At 46.7% G+C, this 18,804-nt stretch carries 20 protein-coding genes; 7 read left to right on the forward strand and 13 right to left on the reverse strand.

Annotation, left to right across the window (positions count from 1 at the left end):
* Window positions 1-8: 8 nt before the first annotated feature.
* From acoB to KY305_RS16765, 6 genes are all read right to left on the reverse strand, one after another.
* Window positions 9-1,037: an acetoin:2,6-dichlorophenolindophenol oxidoreductase subunit beta gene (acoB, locus tag KY305_RS16740; protein WP_223063504.1), complete on the reverse strand. Its 1,029-nt coding sequence runs from the start codon at window positions 1,035-1,037 to the stop codon at window positions 9-11.
* Between the two features lies 1 nt (window position 1,038).
* Window positions 1,039-2,040, reverse strand: coding sequence for an acetoin:2,6-dichlorophenolindophenol oxidoreductase subunit alpha (gene acoA, locus KY305_RS16745; protein ID WP_223063505.1), 1,002 nt, complete (start codon window positions 2,038-2,040; stop codon window positions 1,039-1,041).
* Between the two features lie 773 nt (window positions 2,041-2,813).
* Entirely contained in the window at window positions 2,814-3,266 is a 453-nt protein-coding gene (locus KY305_RS16750) for a DUF6884 domain-containing protein (protein ID WP_223063506.1), read from the reverse strand.
* Between the two features lie 135 nt (window positions 3,267-3,401).
* Window positions 3,402-4,385, reverse strand: a complete 984-nt coding sequence (locus tag KY305_RS16755) for a tRNA dihydrouridine synthase (protein WP_223063547.1) — start codon at window positions 4,383-4,385, stop codon at window positions 3,402-3,404.
* A gap of 400 nt (window positions 4,386-4,785) precedes the next feature.
* Entirely contained in the window at window positions 4,786-6,186 is a 1,401-nt protein-coding gene (gene rlmD / locus KY305_RS16760; RefSeq protein ID WP_223063507.1) for a 23S rRNA (uracil(1939)-C(5))-methyltransferase RlmD, read from the reverse strand.
* Between the two features lie 107 nt (window positions 6,187-6,293).
* Complete coding sequence (locus tag KY305_RS16765) at window positions 6,294-7,169, reverse strand: DNA-3-methyladenine glycosylase family protein (protein WP_223063508.1); 876 nt, start codon at window positions 7,167-7,169, stop codon at window positions 6,294-6,296.
* 105 nt (window positions 7,170-7,274) lie between these two features.
* Here KY305_RS16765 and corA point away from each other — a divergent pair, with 105 nt between their 5' ends.
* The 3 genes from corA to KY305_RS16780 all read left to right on the forward strand — a co-directional run bounded on the left by corA (window position 7,275) and on the right by KY305_RS16780 (window position 9,869).
* The gene (gene corA / locus KY305_RS16770) at window positions 7,275-8,234 is read left to right on the forward strand and encodes a magnesium/cobalt transporter CorA (RefSeq protein ID WP_223063509.1); all 960 of its coding nucleotides are present in this window, start codon (window positions 7,275-7,277) and stop codon (window positions 8,232-8,234) included.
* Window positions 8,235-8,295: 61 nt separating this feature from the next.
* On the forward strand, window positions 8,296-8,937 hold the full coding sequence (locus KY305_RS16775; protein ID WP_223063510.1) for a hypothetical protein: 642 nt from the start codon (window positions 8,296-8,298) through the stop codon (window positions 8,935-8,937).
* 53 nt (window positions 8,938-8,990) lie between these two features.
* Window positions 8,991-9,869: an NAD(P)-dependent oxidoreductase gene (locus tag KY305_RS16780; RefSeq protein WP_316252457.1), complete on the forward strand. Its 879-nt coding sequence runs from the start codon at window positions 8,991-8,993 to the stop codon at window positions 9,867-9,869.
* 35 nt (window positions 9,870-9,904) lie between these two features.
* Here KY305_RS16780 and pdaA read toward each other — a convergent pair whose 3' ends face one another.
* Together pdaA and KY305_RS16790 are read right to left on the reverse strand one after the other, a co-directional pair.
* Entirely contained in the window at window positions 9,905-10,696 is a 792-nt protein-coding gene (pdaA, locus tag KY305_RS16785) for a delta-lactam-biosynthetic de-N-acetylase (RefSeq protein ID WP_214812868.1), read from the reverse strand.
* A 100-nt stretch (window positions 10,697-10,796) separates the two neighbouring features.
* The gene (locus KY305_RS16790) at window positions 10,797-10,982 is read right to left on the reverse strand and encodes an SE1561 family protein (protein WP_003155558.1); all 186 of its coding nucleotides are present in this window, start codon (window positions 10,980-10,982) and stop codon (window positions 10,797-10,799) included.
* 145 nt (window positions 10,983-11,127) lie between these two features.
* Here KY305_RS16790 and yfkAB point away from each other — a divergent pair, with 145 nt between their 5' ends.
* Entirely contained in the window at window positions 11,128-12,249 is a 1,122-nt protein-coding gene (yfkAB, locus tag KY305_RS16795; protein ID WP_223063512.1) for a radical SAM/CxCxxxxC motif protein YfkAB, read from the forward strand.
* A 6-nt stretch (window positions 12,250-12,255) separates the two neighbouring features.
* Entirely contained in the window at window positions 12,256-13,089 is an 834-nt protein-coding gene (locus tag KY305_RS16800) for a mechanosensitive ion channel family protein (RefSeq protein WP_223063513.1), read from the forward strand.
* 27 nt (window positions 13,090-13,116) lie between these two features.
* Here the strand turns inward: KY305_RS16800 and KY305_RS16805 are convergent, their stop codons facing one another.
* Both KY305_RS16805 and cax read right to left on the reverse strand, forming a co-directional pair.
* Window positions 13,117-13,911 (reverse strand): YfkD famly protein, encoded by a 795-nt coding sequence (locus KY305_RS16805; RefSeq protein WP_223063514.1) that lies wholly within the window; start codon window positions 13,909-13,911, stop codon window positions 13,117-13,119.
* A 70-nt stretch (window positions 13,912-13,981) separates the two neighbouring features.
* Window positions 13,982-15,037 carry a calcium/proton exchanger gene (gene cax / locus KY305_RS16810; RefSeq protein ID WP_223063515.1) on the reverse strand — a complete coding sequence of 352 codons (1,056 nt, stop codon included), beginning with the start codon at window positions 15,035-15,037 and terminating at the stop codon, window positions 13,982-13,984.
* 160 nt (window positions 15,038-15,197) lie between these two features.
* On the opposite strand from cax, the gene KY305_RS16815 reads away from it, so the two are divergent.
* On the forward strand, window positions 15,198-16,376 hold the full coding sequence (locus KY305_RS16815; protein ID WP_223063516.1) for an MFS transporter: 1,179 nt from the start codon (window positions 15,198-15,200) through the stop codon (window positions 16,374-16,376).
* A 185-nt stretch (window positions 16,377-16,561) separates the two neighbouring features.
* Here the strand turns inward: KY305_RS16815 and KY305_RS16820 are convergent, their stop codons facing one another.
* Genes KY305_RS16820 through KY305_RS16830 form a run of 3 tightly spaced genes read right to left on the reverse strand, consistent with a single transcriptional unit; the run spans window position 16,562 to window position 18,230 of the window.
* Entirely contained in the window at window positions 16,562-17,401 is an 840-nt protein-coding gene (locus tag KY305_RS16820; RefSeq protein ID WP_223063517.1) for a YihY family inner membrane protein, read from the reverse strand.
* 11 nt (window positions 17,402-17,412) lie between these two features.
* The gene (locus KY305_RS16825; RefSeq protein WP_223063518.1) at window positions 17,413-17,742 is read right to left on the reverse strand and encodes a hypothetical protein; all 330 of its coding nucleotides are present in this window, start codon (window positions 17,740-17,742) and stop codon (window positions 17,413-17,415) included.
* Window positions 17,743-17,756: 14 nt separating this feature from the next.
* Entirely contained in the window at window positions 17,757-18,230 is a 474-nt protein-coding gene (locus tag KY305_RS16830; protein WP_223063519.1) for a low molecular weight protein-tyrosine-phosphatase, read from the reverse strand.
* A gap of 155 nt (window positions 18,231-18,385) precedes the next feature.
* Here KY305_RS16830 and KY305_RS16835 point away from each other — a divergent pair, with 155 nt between their 5' ends.
* On the forward strand, window positions 18,386-18,601 hold the full coding sequence (locus KY305_RS16835) for a DUF1128 domain-containing protein (protein ID WP_214800413.1): 216 nt from the start codon (window positions 18,386-18,388) through the stop codon (window positions 18,599-18,601).
* The last annotated feature ends 203 nt before the right edge of the window (window positions 18,602-18,804 follow it).

Genomic DNA, 18,804 nt, shown 5'->3' on the forward strand with positions numbered 1-18,804 from the left:
TCCCTCCTTTAATTCATTGCCGGCTCGCCAAGCAATTCAAGCGTGACGCTGACAATTTGATCTGGTGTCGGCAAATATTGATCTTCAAGCACTGGTGAAAACGGCACCGGTGTATGCGGCGCTGTAATCCGTTTAATCGGCGCATCAAGCAAATCAAAGCCCTTGTCGGCGACAATCGCAGCAATATCCGTGGCAATGCTGCAGCGCGGATTGGCTTCATCAATAATGATCAGCCTGTTTGTTTTTTCTAACGATGTGAAAATCGCTTCCTCATCCAAAGGAGACAGACTCCGGGGATCAAGCACCTCGGCCTCGATGCCCTTCTCAGAAAGCTGTGCAGCCGCTTCAAGCGCGGTATTGACCTGCTTGCCGATCGCAAACAGCGTGATGTCGCCGCCTTCACGTTTGATATCCGCTTTTCCGAGCGGGATTGTATAATAATCTTCCGGCACCTCTCCCTTCATGTTGTAGGACGTTTTGTCTTCAAAAAAGAACACCGGATCATTGTCTTCTATTGCCGCCAGCAGCAAACCTTTGGCGTCATATGGATTGGAGGGAACAACCGTCTTCAGACCCGGGATGCTGGTGAACAGGCCATACAGCGTCTGCGAATGCTGGGCAGCTGCCCGGAACCCTGCTCCGTATGTGGTGCGGACGGTAATCGGCACTTGCGCTTTTCCGCCGAACATATAGCGGAATTTCGCCCCTTGGTTGATCACCTGGTCAAAGCACGTGCCGATAAAATCGTTAAACATCAGCTCCGCAATCGGTCTCAGCCCGGTTGATGCCGCTGCCATAGCCGCACCCATGTAGCCCGCCTCAGAAATCGGTGTGTCCAGCACTCGGCTGCGACCAAATTCCTGTACGAGCCCCTTTGTGACCCCTAAAACGCCGCCCCATGCTTCATCATCCTGCAAATGATCGACAGCCGCTCCCCCTGCGACATCCTCACCGATCAAAAGCACATTTTCGTCTCTTCTCATCGCAAGCTTCATTGCTTCATTGATCGCGTCTGACATGCTTATGACTCTCGCCATCTCACATTCCCCCTTTTTCATATGAGACGTAGACGTCTGTCAATAATTCTGACTCTTTCGGATATGGACTCTCTTCACTGAACGAGACGGCTTTTTCAATCGATTCGCTGACACGCTGTTCTATATCTGACAGTTTATTTGCATCTATTTCTTTTAAAAGATAGTTTTTAAAGCCTTGGATGGCATCCTTTTCTTCAAGATGCTCAGTCCTTTCATCCTTTGTTTTATAGGTTTGGGCATCCCCTTCGAAATGGCCGTAGTTTCTGTAAGTCATACATTCAATCAAAGATGGGCCGCCGCCGTTTCTTGCTCTTTCTATCGCTTCCTCGGCTGCCTGATAAACCGCTAAAATATCTTTTCCGTCAACTGTGACCCCCGGCATGTTATAGGCAGCCGCCCGGTCGGCGATTGAATCACAGGCTGATGCGTACTCAAATGTCGTGGCTTCGCCGTAGCCGTTGTTTTCAGCAACAAATACGACAGGAAGGTTCCACACTTTTGCTAAGTTCAGCCCTTCATGGAAGGTGCCTTGGTTATTTGCGCCATCCCCGAAAAAGCAAACGCTTACATTTTTAGTCTGTTTATATTTAGCGGTGAGCGCTGATCCGCATGCGAGCGTGAATCCGCCCCCCACGATTCCATTTGCCCCCAACATACCTTTATTGAGGTCGGCAATGTGCATAGAGCCACCCTTGCCTTTACACAGTCCGGTCGCTTTCCCGAAAATTTCCGCCATCATGCCGTCCAGATCACAGCCTTTGGCGATACAATGGCCATGTCCCCTGTGCGTGCTTGTAATGCTGTCGCCATCATGTAAATGAGCGCACACCCCTACTGCAACCGCTTCCTCACCGGCATACAAATGGACGAATCCAGGAAGCACTCCCTGCGCGAACAGTTCATGCACTTTGTCTTCAAAGCCCCTGATTTCCAGCATCTTTTGGTATATCCACAGCGCTTTCTCCTCAGTTAATGACAAACCTTCTCGTTTTAACAATTCCATTTTGTGCGCCTCCTTCTATTTAGGGTTCACATTTATAAATGCAAGAAGTGTGCCAGCCTTTTGAGCCCGTAAAATCGAGGTTATGATTTTTACACTGGAGACAGTTTGAGACAGGTGTCTCATTTTGTCTCGATTTGATCCATTTGTCTCGTTTTATGACATAAAAAAAGACCGGGCATCACCCTGTCTTTGACAATGATCGACGTATTTATTTCCTCGGAAATCTTTTAACTGCTTCATTTTTCTGCATCGCTTGTCTGAATAGCTGTTTTCGGAAGAAAATCAATTGAATATTTGACATAAAAGAAACCGCCGTCCCCGTCCTTCTGGTGTATATCCCTTTTCGTTAAGCGCTTTTCTAACCGATTCCGCCGCTTTTGCGGCATCTGTTTTTGATAATCCGCTGGCGTCTAACTGAAGCGTCATGCTCAGAGGCGCTTTTTGACACTCAAAACAAGCATCAGCTTTTATAACTTGCAGAACCGCTTATTTCAGATTTGCTTCTATTTCCTTCGATGCTTCTTCAATTCATCGCAGGTGACCTTACGTCACATTGAGTAGCGAGAAATACATCTTCCGAGGTTTTAGCGTTATATACCCATTCGTGATCTTGATTTCTTTTTTGGATAGGTGTGCTTCACAAGCGGCATTTTTCATAAATGGATCACCGAACCATATGTGGCAGATATATAGTCCTCATTCGAATACCACAATGGCAAGCAAGCCAACCACAAGTTTTTTCATGTTCACACTCTTTTTCCTGATATGCTGTACTACAGTTCTTGCTTTTCTTCAACTGCCCGGTTCAGCGCTTGAAGCATGTAGCCAATGCCTTTGTACGATGATAGAGGCCAGCTGAGATGCTGATGTTCTCCGATCACGGCGTTTAGGACGCTTCGGTATTTTTTTCCGCCAAGCATGACAAGCTCTCTGGTATTAGAAAAGCCCTTTTCGTAAAATTGGCGGCACAGTTCCTCCGCTGTCATGATCTCCGGATGGCCTGTACCAAAAGTAACATCGTAATTTTCGGGAACGATATCATCAGGACGAAGGAATCCGTGCTTCGCCGACAAAATTACCCACTCATCGAAAAATGCTTTCGCATACCGCTCGCACGCTTGATGAAACGGGCTGAGATAAGCGTCCTTCGCCTTTATCGGCCCTTTATCTGGATGGAGGTCCCATATTTTTTTCTTGCCGCAGGGGATGATGCATAGTCGTTTCATTTTTCTCTCCCCTTATGTAGTTTCTCATATCAATGTACCATTATTTGCTTGTTCCTGCATGACTTAACGATAAAGCTTCACACAAAAAGACCCGGAATTCATACCGAAATCCAGGCCGGATGAGAATTGTTTATGTCACTGCTGCTCTATCCCATCAAGATACTTTCTCTCAAAGTCATCGAGCAATGCACGCACTTCATCTGTTGACTTTGTGTTCATGCATTGATTTCTTAATTCACTTGCTCCCCGGAATCCGCGGAGATAAATCTTGAAAAAGCGGGGAAGAGGTTTGTATGGACGGGCTTCTAATTTTGAATATTTATCATGAAGATCCAGATGCAGCCTTAAGAGATCAAGCAATTCCTTACTGCTGTGCTCTTTCGGCTCCTTTTCAAAGGCGAATGGATTTGTAAAAATACCTCGTCCAATCATAATTCCATCAACACCATATTGTTCGGCAAGTTTTAAGCCGGTTTCCCGGTCAGGGATATCCCCATTGATCGTCAAAAGGGTATCTGGTGCTATCTCGTCACGAAGTTTCTTGATTTCCGGAATCAGTTCCCAATGCGCATCTACTTTACTCATTTCCGCTCTCGTACGCAGATGAATGGAGAGGTTAGCAATATCCTGCTTCAATACGTGTGTCAGCCAGCCGCGCCATTCGTCTATATCCGTGTAGCCAAGTCTGGTCTTCACACTTACCGGCAGTCCTCCTGCTTTCGCTGCTTGTATTAATTCGGCTGCAACTTCAGGACGGCAAATCAGGCCGCTTCCCTTTCCGTTCCCCGCCACATTAGGGACAGGACAGCCCATATTGATATCCAGACCCTTAAACCCTAATTCCGCCATCCCAATACTCATTTGGCGAAAGTTTTCAGGCTTATCTCCCCATATGTGGGCAACCATCGGCTGTTCATCCTCCGTGAAAGTCAAACGGCCGCGCACACTATCCTTCCCATCCGGGTGACAATAGCTTTCCGAGTTTGTAAACTCCGTAAAGAACACATCGGGTCTGCCTGCTTCACTCACAACATGGCGAAAAACGACATCCGTCACATCTTCCATTGGTGCCAATACAAAAAATGGCCGTGGTAATTCACGCCAGAAATTATCTGTCATAACAAACTCAAATCCTTTCATGATGGGATACAGCCAAACCTTTATCCCAAAATCAAAAACTGACCATGCTTCTTTTACACTTATAGCATGTGTTAGCACTTCTTATCAAACGATAGTAAATTTTGAACATTTCAATCTTTACTAAATAACACACATAAATTGTATCAGTTGAAACAAATCATTCACGGTATTCTTATTGGAAAAAAACCGAGAAATTATTTGATACAAAAGCGAAAAATAAAGAGCTTACTTTTTACGCCAATTTTCATCTTTTAAAATAAAGATCTCTGAAAAGAAATTCTAGAAAAGACAGTCATGGCGAGGGCTGCGCATGAAAAAGACCCGGAAAGCGGCAATGTTCATTCTGCCGAAATCCAGATCTGATGAGGAATCGTTTATATTAATTAGACGATTTCAATACAAGCTTCGCCACAGCTTCCACATGAGCCGTCTGCGGAAACATATCCACAGGCTGAATATATTCGACGCGATAGTCCTTCGACAGCGCCTGCAAGTCTTTCGCAAGTGTGGAAGGATTGCAGGATACGTAGACGAAGCGTCTCGGTTTTACTTTTTTGATGGTATCTAAAAATGTTCTGTCACAGCCGGTTCTCGGCGGGTCAACAATGACCACGTCAGGGCGGAAGCCTTCTTTCGTCCATCTCGGGAGCCAGTGTTCGGCGGTTCCTGTGACATATGTCGCGTTTTTGATGCCGTGTTTTTTGGCGTTCTTCTTCGCATCGTCAATTGATTCTTTAATGACGTCCATGCCGCGGATCTCTTTTGCGCCGCTTGAGACCCACATACCGATTGTGCCAACGCCGCAATACGCGTCAACAACTTTTTCTTTTCCGGTCAGCTGAGCCGCTTTTTTCACTTCGTCATACAGCTTGACCGTCTGTTCAGGGTTGAGCTGGAAGAAAGCGCGTGCGCTCAGTTCGAATGACACGTCGCCAAGCACCTCTTGAATGGCATGGCTTCCGGCAAGCGCTTTTGTTTTGTCTCCGAAGATGACGGATGTCCGCTCGCCGTTGACGTTTTGAATAATGGATTTCACTTCAGGCAGACGCTTTTGGATAGCTTGTACGATTTCGTCTTTATTCGGCAGTGTCTCTTTCGCAGTGACAAGCACGACTTGCACCTCACCTGTTTCGAAACCGACTCTCGTCACGATTGTGCGTACATCGCCTTTTCGCGTCCGTTCGTTATAAACAGAAACATTATGCTTCTCTAAAATGCGGCGGACGATGCCAGTTGTTTTGTTTGTTGCCGGATGCTGCACAATGCATTCTTTGATCGGGACGATTTTATGTGAATCCAGCCCGTATAATCCGGCGATGATGCTGCCGTTTTGGGAACGGCCTACTTGAAATTGGCTTTTGTTCCGGTAATTCCACGGGTTGTCCATGCCGATTGTTTCTTTAATGTCCATCTTACTGACGTCAAATCTCGTATGGCGTTCCAAAGATTGAATGACGATATCGCGTTTTTCCCGAAGCTGCTGGGCGTAGGCAAGATGCTGAAGCTGGCAGCCGCCGCATTGATCATATACCGGACATGGCGGTGTGACGCGATGCTCCGATGGTTTGCGGATTTTTTTGATGCGTCCTTCTGAAAACTTCGGCTGGACGTTTGTCGCTTCGACAACCACCTCTTCACCCGGCAGCGCGCCGGGCACGAAGACCACTTTTTTCTTGAAATAGCCGACGCCCTCTCCATTGATGCCGAGGCGTTTGATCGTCAGCGGAAATGTCTGTCCGGCTTTCAGCTCGACGGGCGTCTTTTTATGTTGTTGGTTCACGTTATTTCTCTCCGTTTCTATATGAAGCTTTCCGTATTTGGAAAGTGATCGACTAAAACATCACATCTTTCTAGTATAACACGCAGCCGGCACTTCCATCATGTTTTTCAGGAAGATGATGATTCAATGCTCCTCCACAAATACAAGGACGCATAGCTTAAATACGGCTCCCATTGCCTGCTCACCTCAAGCATCATTTCTTTTGACGGCTTTTCAGCGAGGCCGAATCGGCGTTTGACCGCTTTTTGCAGGCCGATGTCTGCTAAAGGAAACAGATTAGGACGGCCAAGGCCGAACATGAGCACGTTTTGCACAGTCCACGGTCCGATGCCTCTGATTGTGATCAGTTTTTTCATGATGTCTTCATCCGATAAAAAGGAGAGTTCCGATAAATTGAGTGTTCCGTCTGCGATCATCCGTGAGGTGTCAATGGCATATTCCGCTTTTCTCATGCTGAACTGGAGCTCCCGCAAGTCCTGATAATCAAGCGCCGCTATGGTTTCCGGCTGCGGATAGCACCAGACGCCGTCTTTTTGTTCGCCAAAGGCATGAACGAACCGTTCCGTTAAAGTGAAGGCAAAAGACAGATTGAGCTGCTGGTGAATGATGCATTTCATAAGGCAGTTGTACACACTGTACTCAAGCACGAGAGGCATTCCCGCATGCTCTTCAAAAAGCGCTGACAGATTGGTTTTGGAGAAATGGTCATGCACGGCTTGAAGCGATTTCCCCCATTGAAAAATCTCCTTTATCCGTTCCATCATCTCCTGCTGATTTGTTTCGCCGCTGACGAGAAAGACTGGTTCTGACGCGGTTCCTTCGGCTCGTACGGTTACGATGCATAATTCCCCGGCACCGCTTCTGACCGGCACCTTTACTGATCTCTCCGTGAGATCCACGGCGTTCAGCGGATCGAGTGCCAGCCTTTTCAGCACACGGTCAAAATGATACGGAGGCGTAACGGAGACGGTTTCTTTCCACATGGAATCACCCCTTTTTGTCCCAGTATATCATGAAGCGGCAAAGAGGCCATTCGTATACTTTTCTTCATAACGCCGCATGATATAATGACAGGCGGAGGGTTGTTTATGATACACATTACCGCAATCACAACACACAATCAGATATTAGAAAATATCCCCTTATCACGCATAGAACAACCGGACATCGCATGGTACTGGATTGATTTTTTCGGTGCGGAGGTGCACGAAACCGCATTGTTACGAGATTATTTTCATTTCCATCCTCTCGCGATTGAGGATTGTTTTCAGCATATGCAGAGGCCGAAAATCGATCATTATGACGGCTATCGCTTTTACGTACTCCATGCCCTGAACCCGGATACGCTGGAAACGGAAGAGGTCGACATCTTTCAATCGGATCGTTACGTCGTCAGTTTTCATTTACATGAATCGCTCGGCATCTCAAAGGTCAAAGAGCGGCTCCTCGCTTCCCCGGAGATTGTCAAAAAAGGGCCCGGACACATTACATATATGATTATGGATCAGCTTGTCGATGAATATTTTCCCGTGCTGTATAAAATTGAAGACCGGCTGAATGAAATTGAGGACAGCCGGACCCATAAGTCATACGGCACATTAATGAATGAAGTGTTTGATTTGCGGACTGATCTCTTGCACCTCAGACGGACCATAATCCCGATGCGCGATTTGATGTACCGGGTTTTGAGTCTTGACCATGTGAAAGAAAGCCGCGAAACAAAGGCATATTTCAGCGATATTTATGATCATCTTTTGAAACTGGCGGAGCTGATTGAATCAAACCGTGATATGACGTCTGATTTGCGGGACAGCTATGTGACGCTGAACTCAAACCGGATGAATTCCATTATGATGACGCTGACCATCGTCTCCACCATTTTTATCCCGCTGACATTTATTGCAGGTGTATACGGCATGAACTTTGACAACATGCCGGAGCTTCATTGGAAATACGGGTATTTTATCGTGCTGGGCGTTATGGCCGCCCTTGTGGCCGCGATGCTGTTTTGGTTTGCCCGTAAAGGCTGGTTTAAAATTTTCAAGTAAGAACGGCTGAGGCTGTTCTTTTTTTTGATGACACATGATATGGTGGTAAAAAACGGAAGGGGTGTTCTCCATTACATTCTTTTCTCAAAAAACCGTTTCACTCTTTCTCCTTCTTAGCGGTCTCTTTTCCTCCGTCACATTATACAACGGTTACACGATATCTGATTACATCTTTCAGTCCCTCGGTTTTTCCGCCTGGTCAAAAACGGGGACACATCTTTCCGTCATTCCCGGAATCACGCTTTATTTCGGGGCATTGATATGGTGTTCCATTCTGTTCAGACGGACTCTTCCCGCCGCAGCGTTTTCTCTTTTTCTCCTCAGTATGGGGGCTGCTTCCTGTGTTCAGCCTGTAAGCGAAAAAATTGCTTTTATTGTAATGCAGGGCGCCCCAGAAAAACAAGCGGTCGAGTACATTAAACCCGACAGTGAATGCAGCCATTACGTGGCAGGAAGGACCGCTCGCATGTCGTGCACCATTCATGTCAATCATTATGGAAAAGAAGAACAAACCATTTCGGTTGTTCCTGCTTTATCAGAAGACATAAAGGGAGTAACATTCTATCCAAAAACATTTACCGTACAGCCCCGTTCGAAAGCAATTATTCATACACGGTTTACAGGTGTTAATAAAGGCAGGATTCAATCAGGTTCGGGTTACAGTTCCGGGCCGGAGGTAATCGTAAAGGCAGCATATCGGTAATCACAGAGTAAGCATTTTCCAAGTCTTTTCTTTATAATGATGGAAAAGGGACCATAAGGAGGAACAAGCGCATGAACATAGGAATGGTGGGACTCGGCAATATGGGACGCCCCATTGCTGAAAATGTGATGAAAGCAGGATATAAACTGACTGTGTATAACCGGACGAAAGAAAAAGCGGCAGAGCTGTTGGAAAAAGGGGCCGATTACGCAGAAACACCCAGAAAGGCAGCTGAACGTGCGGACATTGTGCTCTCTATGCTGGCGGATGACGATGCCGTGACAGACGTTACCTTCGGAGCTGACGGCATTATCGCCGGATTATCTGAAAACGGCATTCATATTTCGATGAGCACCATCAGCGCGGCGCTGTCAGAACAGCTTTCCGCCGCACATTCGAGCAGAGGGCAGTCCTTTATTGCCGCTCCCGTCCTCGGCCGTCCCGATGCCGCGGCGAACGCCGATCTCCGCATCATCACAGCTGGGCCGGCGGAAGCGAAGAAAACGGCCGAACCCCTTCTCAAAAGCTTGGGACAGCAAATATTTGATGCAGGAGAAGAATCAAAAACGGCAAATGCCGCCAAAATCAGCACCAACTTTTTACTCGTCTCTATGCTTGAAGCATTATCTGAATCGTTCTTATTGGCGGAACAATACGGCTTAGAACAAAAGAAATTTTTAGAGATTGCCAACTCCCTGTTCCGCTCTCCCGTGTACGAAAATTACGGAACGATCATGGCCGAACAGACATTTGAGCCGGCGGGCTTTAAGATGAAGCTTGGACTGAAAGATACAAACTTGGCGCTGGCAGCGGCTGAAAAAGTGTCTCTTCATCTTCCTCTTGCGGAATTGGCAAAGTCCCATTTTGAACACGGGATAGAGAACGGGCTCGGTGAATTGGATTGGGCCGCTTTAATTAAATGCGTAAAATGACAAAAACCTCTCCCTTTTAACGGAGAGGTTTTTTATTACAGCCGCGGCAGCTTCATTTCTTTCTCAAACATCAGGTCATCAATGCTTTTAAACGTGTATCCTTCTTTCTTTAAGTCCGTTATCGCATCATCAAGCGCCTCTGAATTGTCCTTTGAGACGGTGTGAAGGAGGTAGATCGCGCCGGGGTGCGCCTGCTTCATCATATGATCATAGGCGTATTTTTTCCCTTTTTGCTGGTCGACCTTCCAATCGACAAACGCGACGGACCAAAATACGGTTTGGTATCCGAGCCTTTTTGTTTCTTTCAGCACATATTCGCTGAATACGCCGCGCGGCGGGCGCAGATATAGGTTATCCCGCTTTCCTGTGATGTTATAAACCGCCTCGCTCACTGAATCAAGTTCATCTTGAATTTGATCCCCCGTTTTTGTCGTCAGATCAGGGTGATGAAAAGAATGATTGCCTATGATATGGCCTTCCTTAGACATCCGTTTAATCAGACCTGGCTGCTCTTTCACAAAATGGCCCGTGACAAAAAAGGTTCCCGTGACGTGATGCTTTTTCAAAACATCAAGCACTTTCGGGGTATACCCATTTTCGTATCCATTATCAAATGTTAAATAAATGGTCTTTTCTTTCGTGTTGCCCAAGTAAAAGGCATCATATTTTTTGACCAGACTGTCCAGCTGTTTGCCGGCATCCGGCGGCTGATGATTAACGCTGCGTTTAAATCCCCAACTAATCGGTTCATTCGGCACGGCCTCTGCGCTTTTTATTCCGCCTGCAAGCAAAACGGCCATGCAGCATACTGAACAAAACCATTTCATGACCAGCACTCCTTCTGCATTTTTCCTTATTTTGCAGAAGCCCTTCTCCTTTTATACAGCCGCTTTATGGAAAGAAAAAAACCCCGGCGCCTGCCGAGGTTTATTCCCAATCCTTTTTAAAGCGTTCGTATTTCGCTTCGAGGTCATCAAGCATCCCGATGAGCCGGTCTATATCTTCAACATCAGTTGATTCAGGGTCTAATGAATCAATGACATTCATAAACATATCGAGTCTGTTCTTTAAATAATCAAGCTGCTGATCCTTGCTGTTTACTGCATTCCCCATGTTTCCACTCCATTCATTTTTTATTATGGTAGCGCATTTTTTGCTGTTTTTCAATCGCTTCGCTACTTGCGATCTTGGTGGATCAGGTCTAAAATTAACAGTTGGCAGACGTTAGTATGCCCATTTATAAAGGAGTTAGATAGTCATGACACAAAACACGAAACTGCGTCCGATTACGCCGGAGTACGATCCGTGGGAAGCGTACATGGATGTGGACCAGTATGGAGATATGAAACTCACGAATGTCGAATTTACGACGACGACCTTATGCAATATGAGATGCGAGCACTGTGCCGTCGGCTACACGCTGCAGCCTAAAGATCCGAATGCGCTGCCGATTGATCTGTTATTAAAACGGCTTGAGGAAATTCCTCTGTTACGCTCAATCAGCATTACGGGCGGCGAGCCGATGCTTTCATTAAAATCGGTAAAAGAATATGTTGTCCCGCTTTTAAAATACGCGCACGAACGGGGTGTGCGCACTCAAATAAACTCAAACCTGACGCTTGATATTGAGCGCTACGAATGGATTATCCCTTATTTGGACGTCCTGCATATTTCTCACAACTGGGGAACCGTGGAGGATTTTGCCGAGATCGGCTTCGCGATGATGGACAAGAAACCGACCTTCGAACAGCGCGCGCGCTATTTTGACAAGATGATTGAAAACAGCCGCGCGCTTGTCGAGGCCGGTGTCATGGTATCGGCAGAAACGATGCTGAACAAACGTACGCTGCCTCATATCGGGCATATTCACCGTCAAATTACGGAAGAGATGAAATGCCAGCGCCATGAAGTTCACCCGATGTATCCGAGTGATTTTGCCAGCGCTCTTGAATCACTCAGCCTGAAAGAAATGAGACAGGCCATTCATCATTTGCTGGACATTCGGGATGAAAAGACATGGATGCTGTTCGGCACGCTGCCGTTTTACGCCTGCAGCCCGGATGAAGAGGACCAGCAGCTCCTCAGCCGCCTGCGCGCAGCTAAAAACGTAACGGTCAGAAACGACCCGGACGGCCGTTCACGCCTGAATGTCAACATTTTTGACGGAAATATCATCGTCACGGATTTCGGCGATACACCGCCGCTCGGCAACATTAAAACAGACAGCCTTCCTGAAGCTTACGACAAATGGAGAGAAACGAAGCTGAGCAAAGAGCTGAACTGCCACTGCGCTCATGTCCGGTGCCTCGGCCCAAACGTTCTCGTCAAAAACAGCTATTATCAGGATACGGATTTTTCATTACGGCAAGCCAGGAGATAAAAGAATATGGAAACAACGGTTATGGACATTTTGAAAAGTAAAGTGGTTGAAGTAATGATCGTCGCTTTGCTGCTGTATGCCGGCGTGTTTATCATCAACCGCTTTGTGCAGTTGTTTTTTAAACGCACTGATTTCTTAGAGGAGCGGAAAGGGAAAACAATCGAAAGCCTCGTCCGTTCCATCACACAGTATACGGCGACGATAGGGTTTATCTTTTACGTCATTTCTTTATTTGTTCATGATTTCGGCAGGATTTTAGCCGGGGCGGGCGTTGCCGGTATCGTGATCGGTTTCGGCGCCCAGTCCTTAATAAAAGACATTCTGGCCGGCGTATTTTTAATATACGAACGCCAGCTCCACAAAGGCGATTATGTGACAATCAACAATCTATTCAACGGCACAGTCGAAGAAATCGGCCTCCGCTCGCTGCAAATCCGCGAATGGAGCGGCAAGCTTCTCACGATTTCAAACGGTGAGGTCAGGCAGCTTCAAAACTATAACATTGATTTCATGCGGATTACCGAATCGGTGGTCATCAGCTTTAAGGAGGACCCCGAGCGGGTATACGCCGTTTTAGAAAAAGCCTGCGACATGCTCAACGATGAACTGCGTGATTCGCTCAAGCGGGATGAATTTCTGAATGCGGCGGAACCGTTTCAAGTACACGGGATTATGAGCTTAAATAAGGTGACGAGAGGCATTGAATTTACCGTAAAAGGCATGGTGCAGGACAAAGATTATTTCTCAGCGAGCCTGACGGTCAGACGGGTCCTCGCCCGTGAGCTGTACAAAAACAATGTGCAATTGCTTGAAGAAACATATCGCATGGAAAAAAGCTGATTCCGAAGCAGGAATCAGCTTTTTTATTTATCTTGGCTGCGCGGTAATCTGAAAACCGAATGTCACGTGATCCTGGACCGGAATCCACGCGCCGATGCCTTGTGAGGTTACATTTTTCACGACAAGCTTCCGTTTGCTTCCTTTCAGCACCAAATAAACTTCTCCGTACGTCACTTTCCCTTTTTCATTAACCGCAGGGGCATAAGCGTGTAAATAGCCGAGCCGCTGCGGTGAGATTTTATAAATTTGATCGCGTTTCGTCCCGGCGCCGATGACTGTTTCAAATGCGAGCGGCAGGTTCGTTTTTTTCATCGCCTTTTGCATCATCATGCTTTTGACATCTTCTGCGTTCGGCACCTTCGCTGTCAGGCCGCCTTTAATTTTGTATTTCTGCTCTTGCGTATATGTGATTTCCGCCGCCTGCTGTCCGCCACGGTTATCGGCTCTGTTCGTATTGATTTTTTTATATTCCCAGTTGGCCACGGTTTCGTTCGATTGATATCCGAGCGGCCATTTCCCGAGAAATATTGTCGCACGATAACCGACGGCAAGCGGTGAGCCGGATAGTGAGGATTCGTTCAGCATCTTAATCAGATGCGGGTTTTCGATGTTGATTTCTGATGTATCTAACAATTCCTTAGCCAGTTTACTCGGCTGAAGCGTCGGCTGGTCCTGGGAAGCATTCGGATAGGTATTTTCTTTTGAAATGCTTACGACAGAGTTCGGAACCTTAAACGGTTTTTTCGCGTCAGCAGATGGTACACCGAAAAAACTAAAGGATAACAGCAGAATAAGTGTGGCATGAATTAGCTTTTTCATCATATCACTCTTTCTATAGCATTTTCCCTTAGTCTTTTCCTCTCTCAATGTTGTTATCCGCACTTTTTACAGGTTAAAGCAGGAAAAATCCGATCGCCATAATGATGTAAGCGGCAAGGAGCGTGGCGCCTTCAAACCAGTTTGAATCGCCGTCGTTTGAAATCATGGTCATCAATAGGACTGATGATATCATCGCGACAAGCTCCGGAAGCGTAAAGACGAGCGGCATGCTCACCGGGAAGAACACAGAACAAATCACAAGAACCGGCGCTACAAACATCGCGATCTGCAGCGTCGAACCAACCGCAATTTCTACGGCGACATCCATTTTATCTTTGTAGGCCATAATAATGGCCGATGCGTGTTCTGCGGCATTCCCGACGATTGCCACGATAATGACCCCGATAAACAGCTCGCTCCAGCCGAACTGTTCGGCAACCGCATGAAACGTATGGACAAGATTTTCAGATATGTAGGCGACAATGACGGTGGCTGAAAATAAGACGGCTGTCGCCCTTTTTCCCGACCACTCAGGCTTTTCTTCTTCTTCCTTGGCTGCGGGCTGGTTCGGCTGGTAAACGCCGCGGTGCGTGACAAGCTTGAAGTAAAGGGCCGCAACATACAGGAGAATCATAATCATACTGATGCCGACGCTTAAATTAAGCTTGCTTTTTTCTCCCATGTCCATCGAAAACACTTCAGGAATGACAAAAGCCACAACAATCGCAAAAATTAACAGGCCGGAATTGTGCCGGGCATCATGAATATTGAACTCCTGCCGCTTATATTTCAGGCCGCCGATAAAAAATGACAGACCGGCGACGAGAAGAAGGTTGCCGAGCACCGAACCGGTCAATGAAGCGAGAACGATGCCCGTCAGCCCTTCCTTTAGGGCAAACAGCGAAATAATCAGCTCAACCGCATTGCCGAACGTGGCATTCAGCAGACCGCCGATCCGCGGGCCCGCTATAATGGCCAGCGATTCAGTCGCCCGTCCCATATAACTGGCAAGCGCAATAATCGTTACACAATAAATAATAAACAAAATAGCTGACGGCCAATGCATCAGGCTGCCGATAACCGAAAGCGGCACACCTGCCGCGGCCGTAAAGAAAAAAATCCGATTCATGTTTTCACGGGCTCCTTTTTTCGAATGATTATTTTTATATCCTTCTCAAAAACATCCACGATTACACTACCCGTGAAAAGCCAAATTGGCATTTTCAGGTTGCCGCCCGGCGTAAATCGGTGTACGATCAAGAAAGATACTGGTGAAGGAGAAATATGCGATGTCTCGACTGCATTTCTTTATTCTGATCCTGCTTGTTTCGATCTCAGGGTTTTCCCAAGGGATGCTTTTGCCGGTGATCTCCGTTATTTTTGAAACGAATGGAGAATCTGCCTCCATGAACGGATTCCACGCCACCGCCCTATACATCGGTGTCCTATTGGCGTCGCCGTTCATGGAGGCGCCGCTTAGAAAGCTTGGGTTCAAACCGCTGATTGTAACAGGCGGATTTCTTGTCATCATAAGCTTATTCAGTTTCATATGGCTTCAATCCATATGGATTTGGTTTTTTCTGCGCCTTCTCGTCGGAATCGGGGATCATATGCTTCACTTTTCGACGCAGACGTGGGTGACCTCAAGATCAACGGCGCAAAACAGAGGCAGAAATATTTCGCTTTACGGGCTGTCATTCGGTCTTGGATTTGCTTTCGGACCGTTTATGGTTCCTCTCGTGAAAGCAAGCCCGTCGCTGCCGTTTATCGTTTCAGGCTGTATCAGCCTCGCTGCCTGGCTGTTTGTGTTTTTTTTACATAATGAATTCCCCGCCGCCAGTCCTGACGAAACATCCGGCGACAACAGCGCAAGACGTTTTTACCGGGCCGTGCTTTTGGGCTGGGTCGCTTTTCTGCCGGCATTCGGCTACGGTTTTTTAGAAACGGCATTAAACGGGAGCTTTCCCGTTTACGCCTTGCGCTTGGGCATTTCCATTGATGCCGTCGCGCTGATACTCCCTGCGTTTGCGCTCGGAAGCATTTTGTTCCAATTTCCGCTTGGCATCTTAAGTGATAAATATGGGAGAAGGCACGTCCTGATTGTCATTTTGATAGCTGGCGCCTTATGCTTTTTCACAGCCGGATTGTATCCGACTCCTTCTGTTATCGGCGGCTGCTTTTTCATGGCCGGGATGGCGGTCGGCTCCATGTTTTCCCTCGGCATCAGCTATATGAGCGATCTTCTTCCGTCCCACTTGCTTCCGGCGGGCAATCTGCTCTGCGGCATTTCTTTCAGTCTCGGAAGCATGATCGGTCCTGTGGCCGGGGGCTGGTACATGCAGCGGTTTGAAAGCGCTAATTTGTTTTATTTTATTACGGTGATCCTGATCGGTATTTGGCTTGCGCTCATCTTCGGAAAAACGAAGCAGACATCGGCAGCCGGTTCTTATTCCTCTTCTTCTTCATAAAAAAATCCGCCTGATAAATTCAGGCGGATTTTTTCTAGTGATATCCGTTTTGTCCGTTAGCGCTTCCGCTTGTTTTATTCTTCGAACTGTTTTTTGAGTTTTGTTTATTGTGGCTTCCGCCTTTTTTCGTATGCTTGGTCATGAACGATCCCCTCCGTTTTTTAGGTTTGAACGTCTTCGTTCACTTATAGTTTGCGCTCGCGATAGGGATTTTCATCAGGAAGCTTTTTACGTTTATGTAAAAGCGCATTGATTTCTCCGCCTAATATCAGTAAGGTTCCGGTTAAATAAAACCAGATCATAAGAACGATAATTCCCCCGATGCTCCCGTATGTCGCGCTGTAGTTGGCAAAGGTGCCCACGTAAAATGAAAACAGCATGCTGACGATAATCCAGCCGGCGGCGGCAAAAACAGCGCCGGGAAGCACAAAACGGAAAGACAGCCTTTTATTCGGAGCGAAAATGTAAAGCGCAGTAAACACAATCAGAAGAATAAGCGGACTGATCACCCAGCGGACAACAGACCAAACATTTAAAAACAGATCGGGGGCGCCGATAAAATCAGCGGCTAACAGACCGATTTCCCTGCCGAATACAGGCAGCAAAAGCGCGATTAAAATCGTGATCACCATCGCAATGGTTAAAAAAATTGAGGTTAGACGAATGATAATAAATGAGCGGTTTTCCTCGACTTCATATGCATGATTAAATGCCCTTACGATGGCGTTCATCCCATTTGAGGCCGACCAGAGCACGGCGATAATTCCGAATGACAAAAGCCCGCCGCTGCGGTTGTTTAATGTTTGCTCCGTAATGGATTTCACCATCGACATCGCGCTGTCGGGCGCATATTGATCAACTGCGCCGAGCACGTCTTCTGTTGATATGGGAAGATAGGCCGTGAGCGTCAGCATAAAAATCATTAACGGAAACAAAGACAGAAGAAAAAAATACGCCAGTTCCGCAGATTTACTTTGTCCTTCGTGCAGAGTAAACCTTGCGAACAGCTCCTTTATAAAGCTCATGACATCCCACCTCAATTAATGGTCTTTTTTGAAAAATGCTCCTTCGTTTCTTTCAATAGTTCAATGACTTTCGGTGTCGTTTGTTTCAGCTCGGTGATCTGCCTGTTCAGAAAATCCAAATCATTCGACAGTGTATTGGCGATTTTTTTCGCTTCAACGATCTTTGCGGCCGCGTCCTCTCTCAATAAGGCCGAGTCACTTCGGTAAAGCTTCACCCGTTCTTTGCATACCTGCATGCTGCGGGCGCATGCTTCTCTTGTCGGCTTATGTAAAAGGGATAATGCTCCGCCGGCAGCAGCGCCGATCAGCATCGCTTTAGCCATCATACGTCTTTGTTTCATCTGTCCGATCCCCCTTATAATTGATGATCTTTTTTAATGGATTCAAGCAAATGGCTGCAGCCGGACTCGACCAAAGCGTACACTTCGCTGAAATTCCCGGTGTAGTACGGATCAGGGACATCCGCAAGGTCCGCATCCGGTACGTAATCAAGCAGCCGGGCGATACGCGGGGCCGCTTTTTTATAACCGGCCATGCTGCGCAGATTCCCGATATTTTCAGCATCCATCGCAATCACATAATCAAAATCTGTCAAGTCAGACTCGCGCACCTGCCTTGCTGTGATGCCGCTTGTGCTGATCCCCTTTTGCTTGAGAATATCCCGTGTTCCTTCATGCGGCGGATTTCCCGTATGCCAAGCGCCGATTCCTGCTGAATCAATTTTAATCTGCCCTTCAAGCCCGTTTTTCTTCACCATATCAGAAAATACCGCCTCTGCCATAGGCGATCGGCAAATATTCCCTAAACAGACAAACAACACATGTATCATATCGATAACCTCCCTATTCTTTCCCCATATTTTGAGGATCAGAAACCTTACCATCATCTTAGCAACTTTTTCACCCTTTCGGAAATAAGCTTTTATTCTAAATGAATTCTGTTAGAATAAAGGATACGAATACGGTCATGAAAGGATGCATGAATTTGCCGAGCCAACAAACAGAAACATTAAACCAAATGATTGAAGATATTTCGCAAAAACTCAACATGCTCAATGTCGGCGTCATCAAAGCGGAAGACTTCAGCGATGAAAAAATCGAGGATCTGACATACCTTCATCAAATGGTCATGAAAAAAGAGTCATTCAGCCCTAGTGAAATGCAGGCCATTGCTCAAGAGCTCGCCTCTCTTCGGAAATAGTATTTTCATACAGACTTGCCGTCAGCGGCGGGTCTTTTTTTATGCTGTCCGCTTAAAAAAGTAAAAAAATAATGTTCATGCGTTTGACATAAAAAAAAAGAAGGCGTATGATAACCCTGAAGTTAGTAGAACGATATACCAAACTGGGCGCATTCTTTTCCTTCTGCTTAAATAGTACATTTAGTTAAAATTTTATTTTTCAT

Source organism: Bacillus sp. YC2 (assembly GCF_019891195.1).
Classification (GTDB): Bacteria; Bacillota; Bacilli; order Bacillales; family Bacillaceae; genus Bacillus.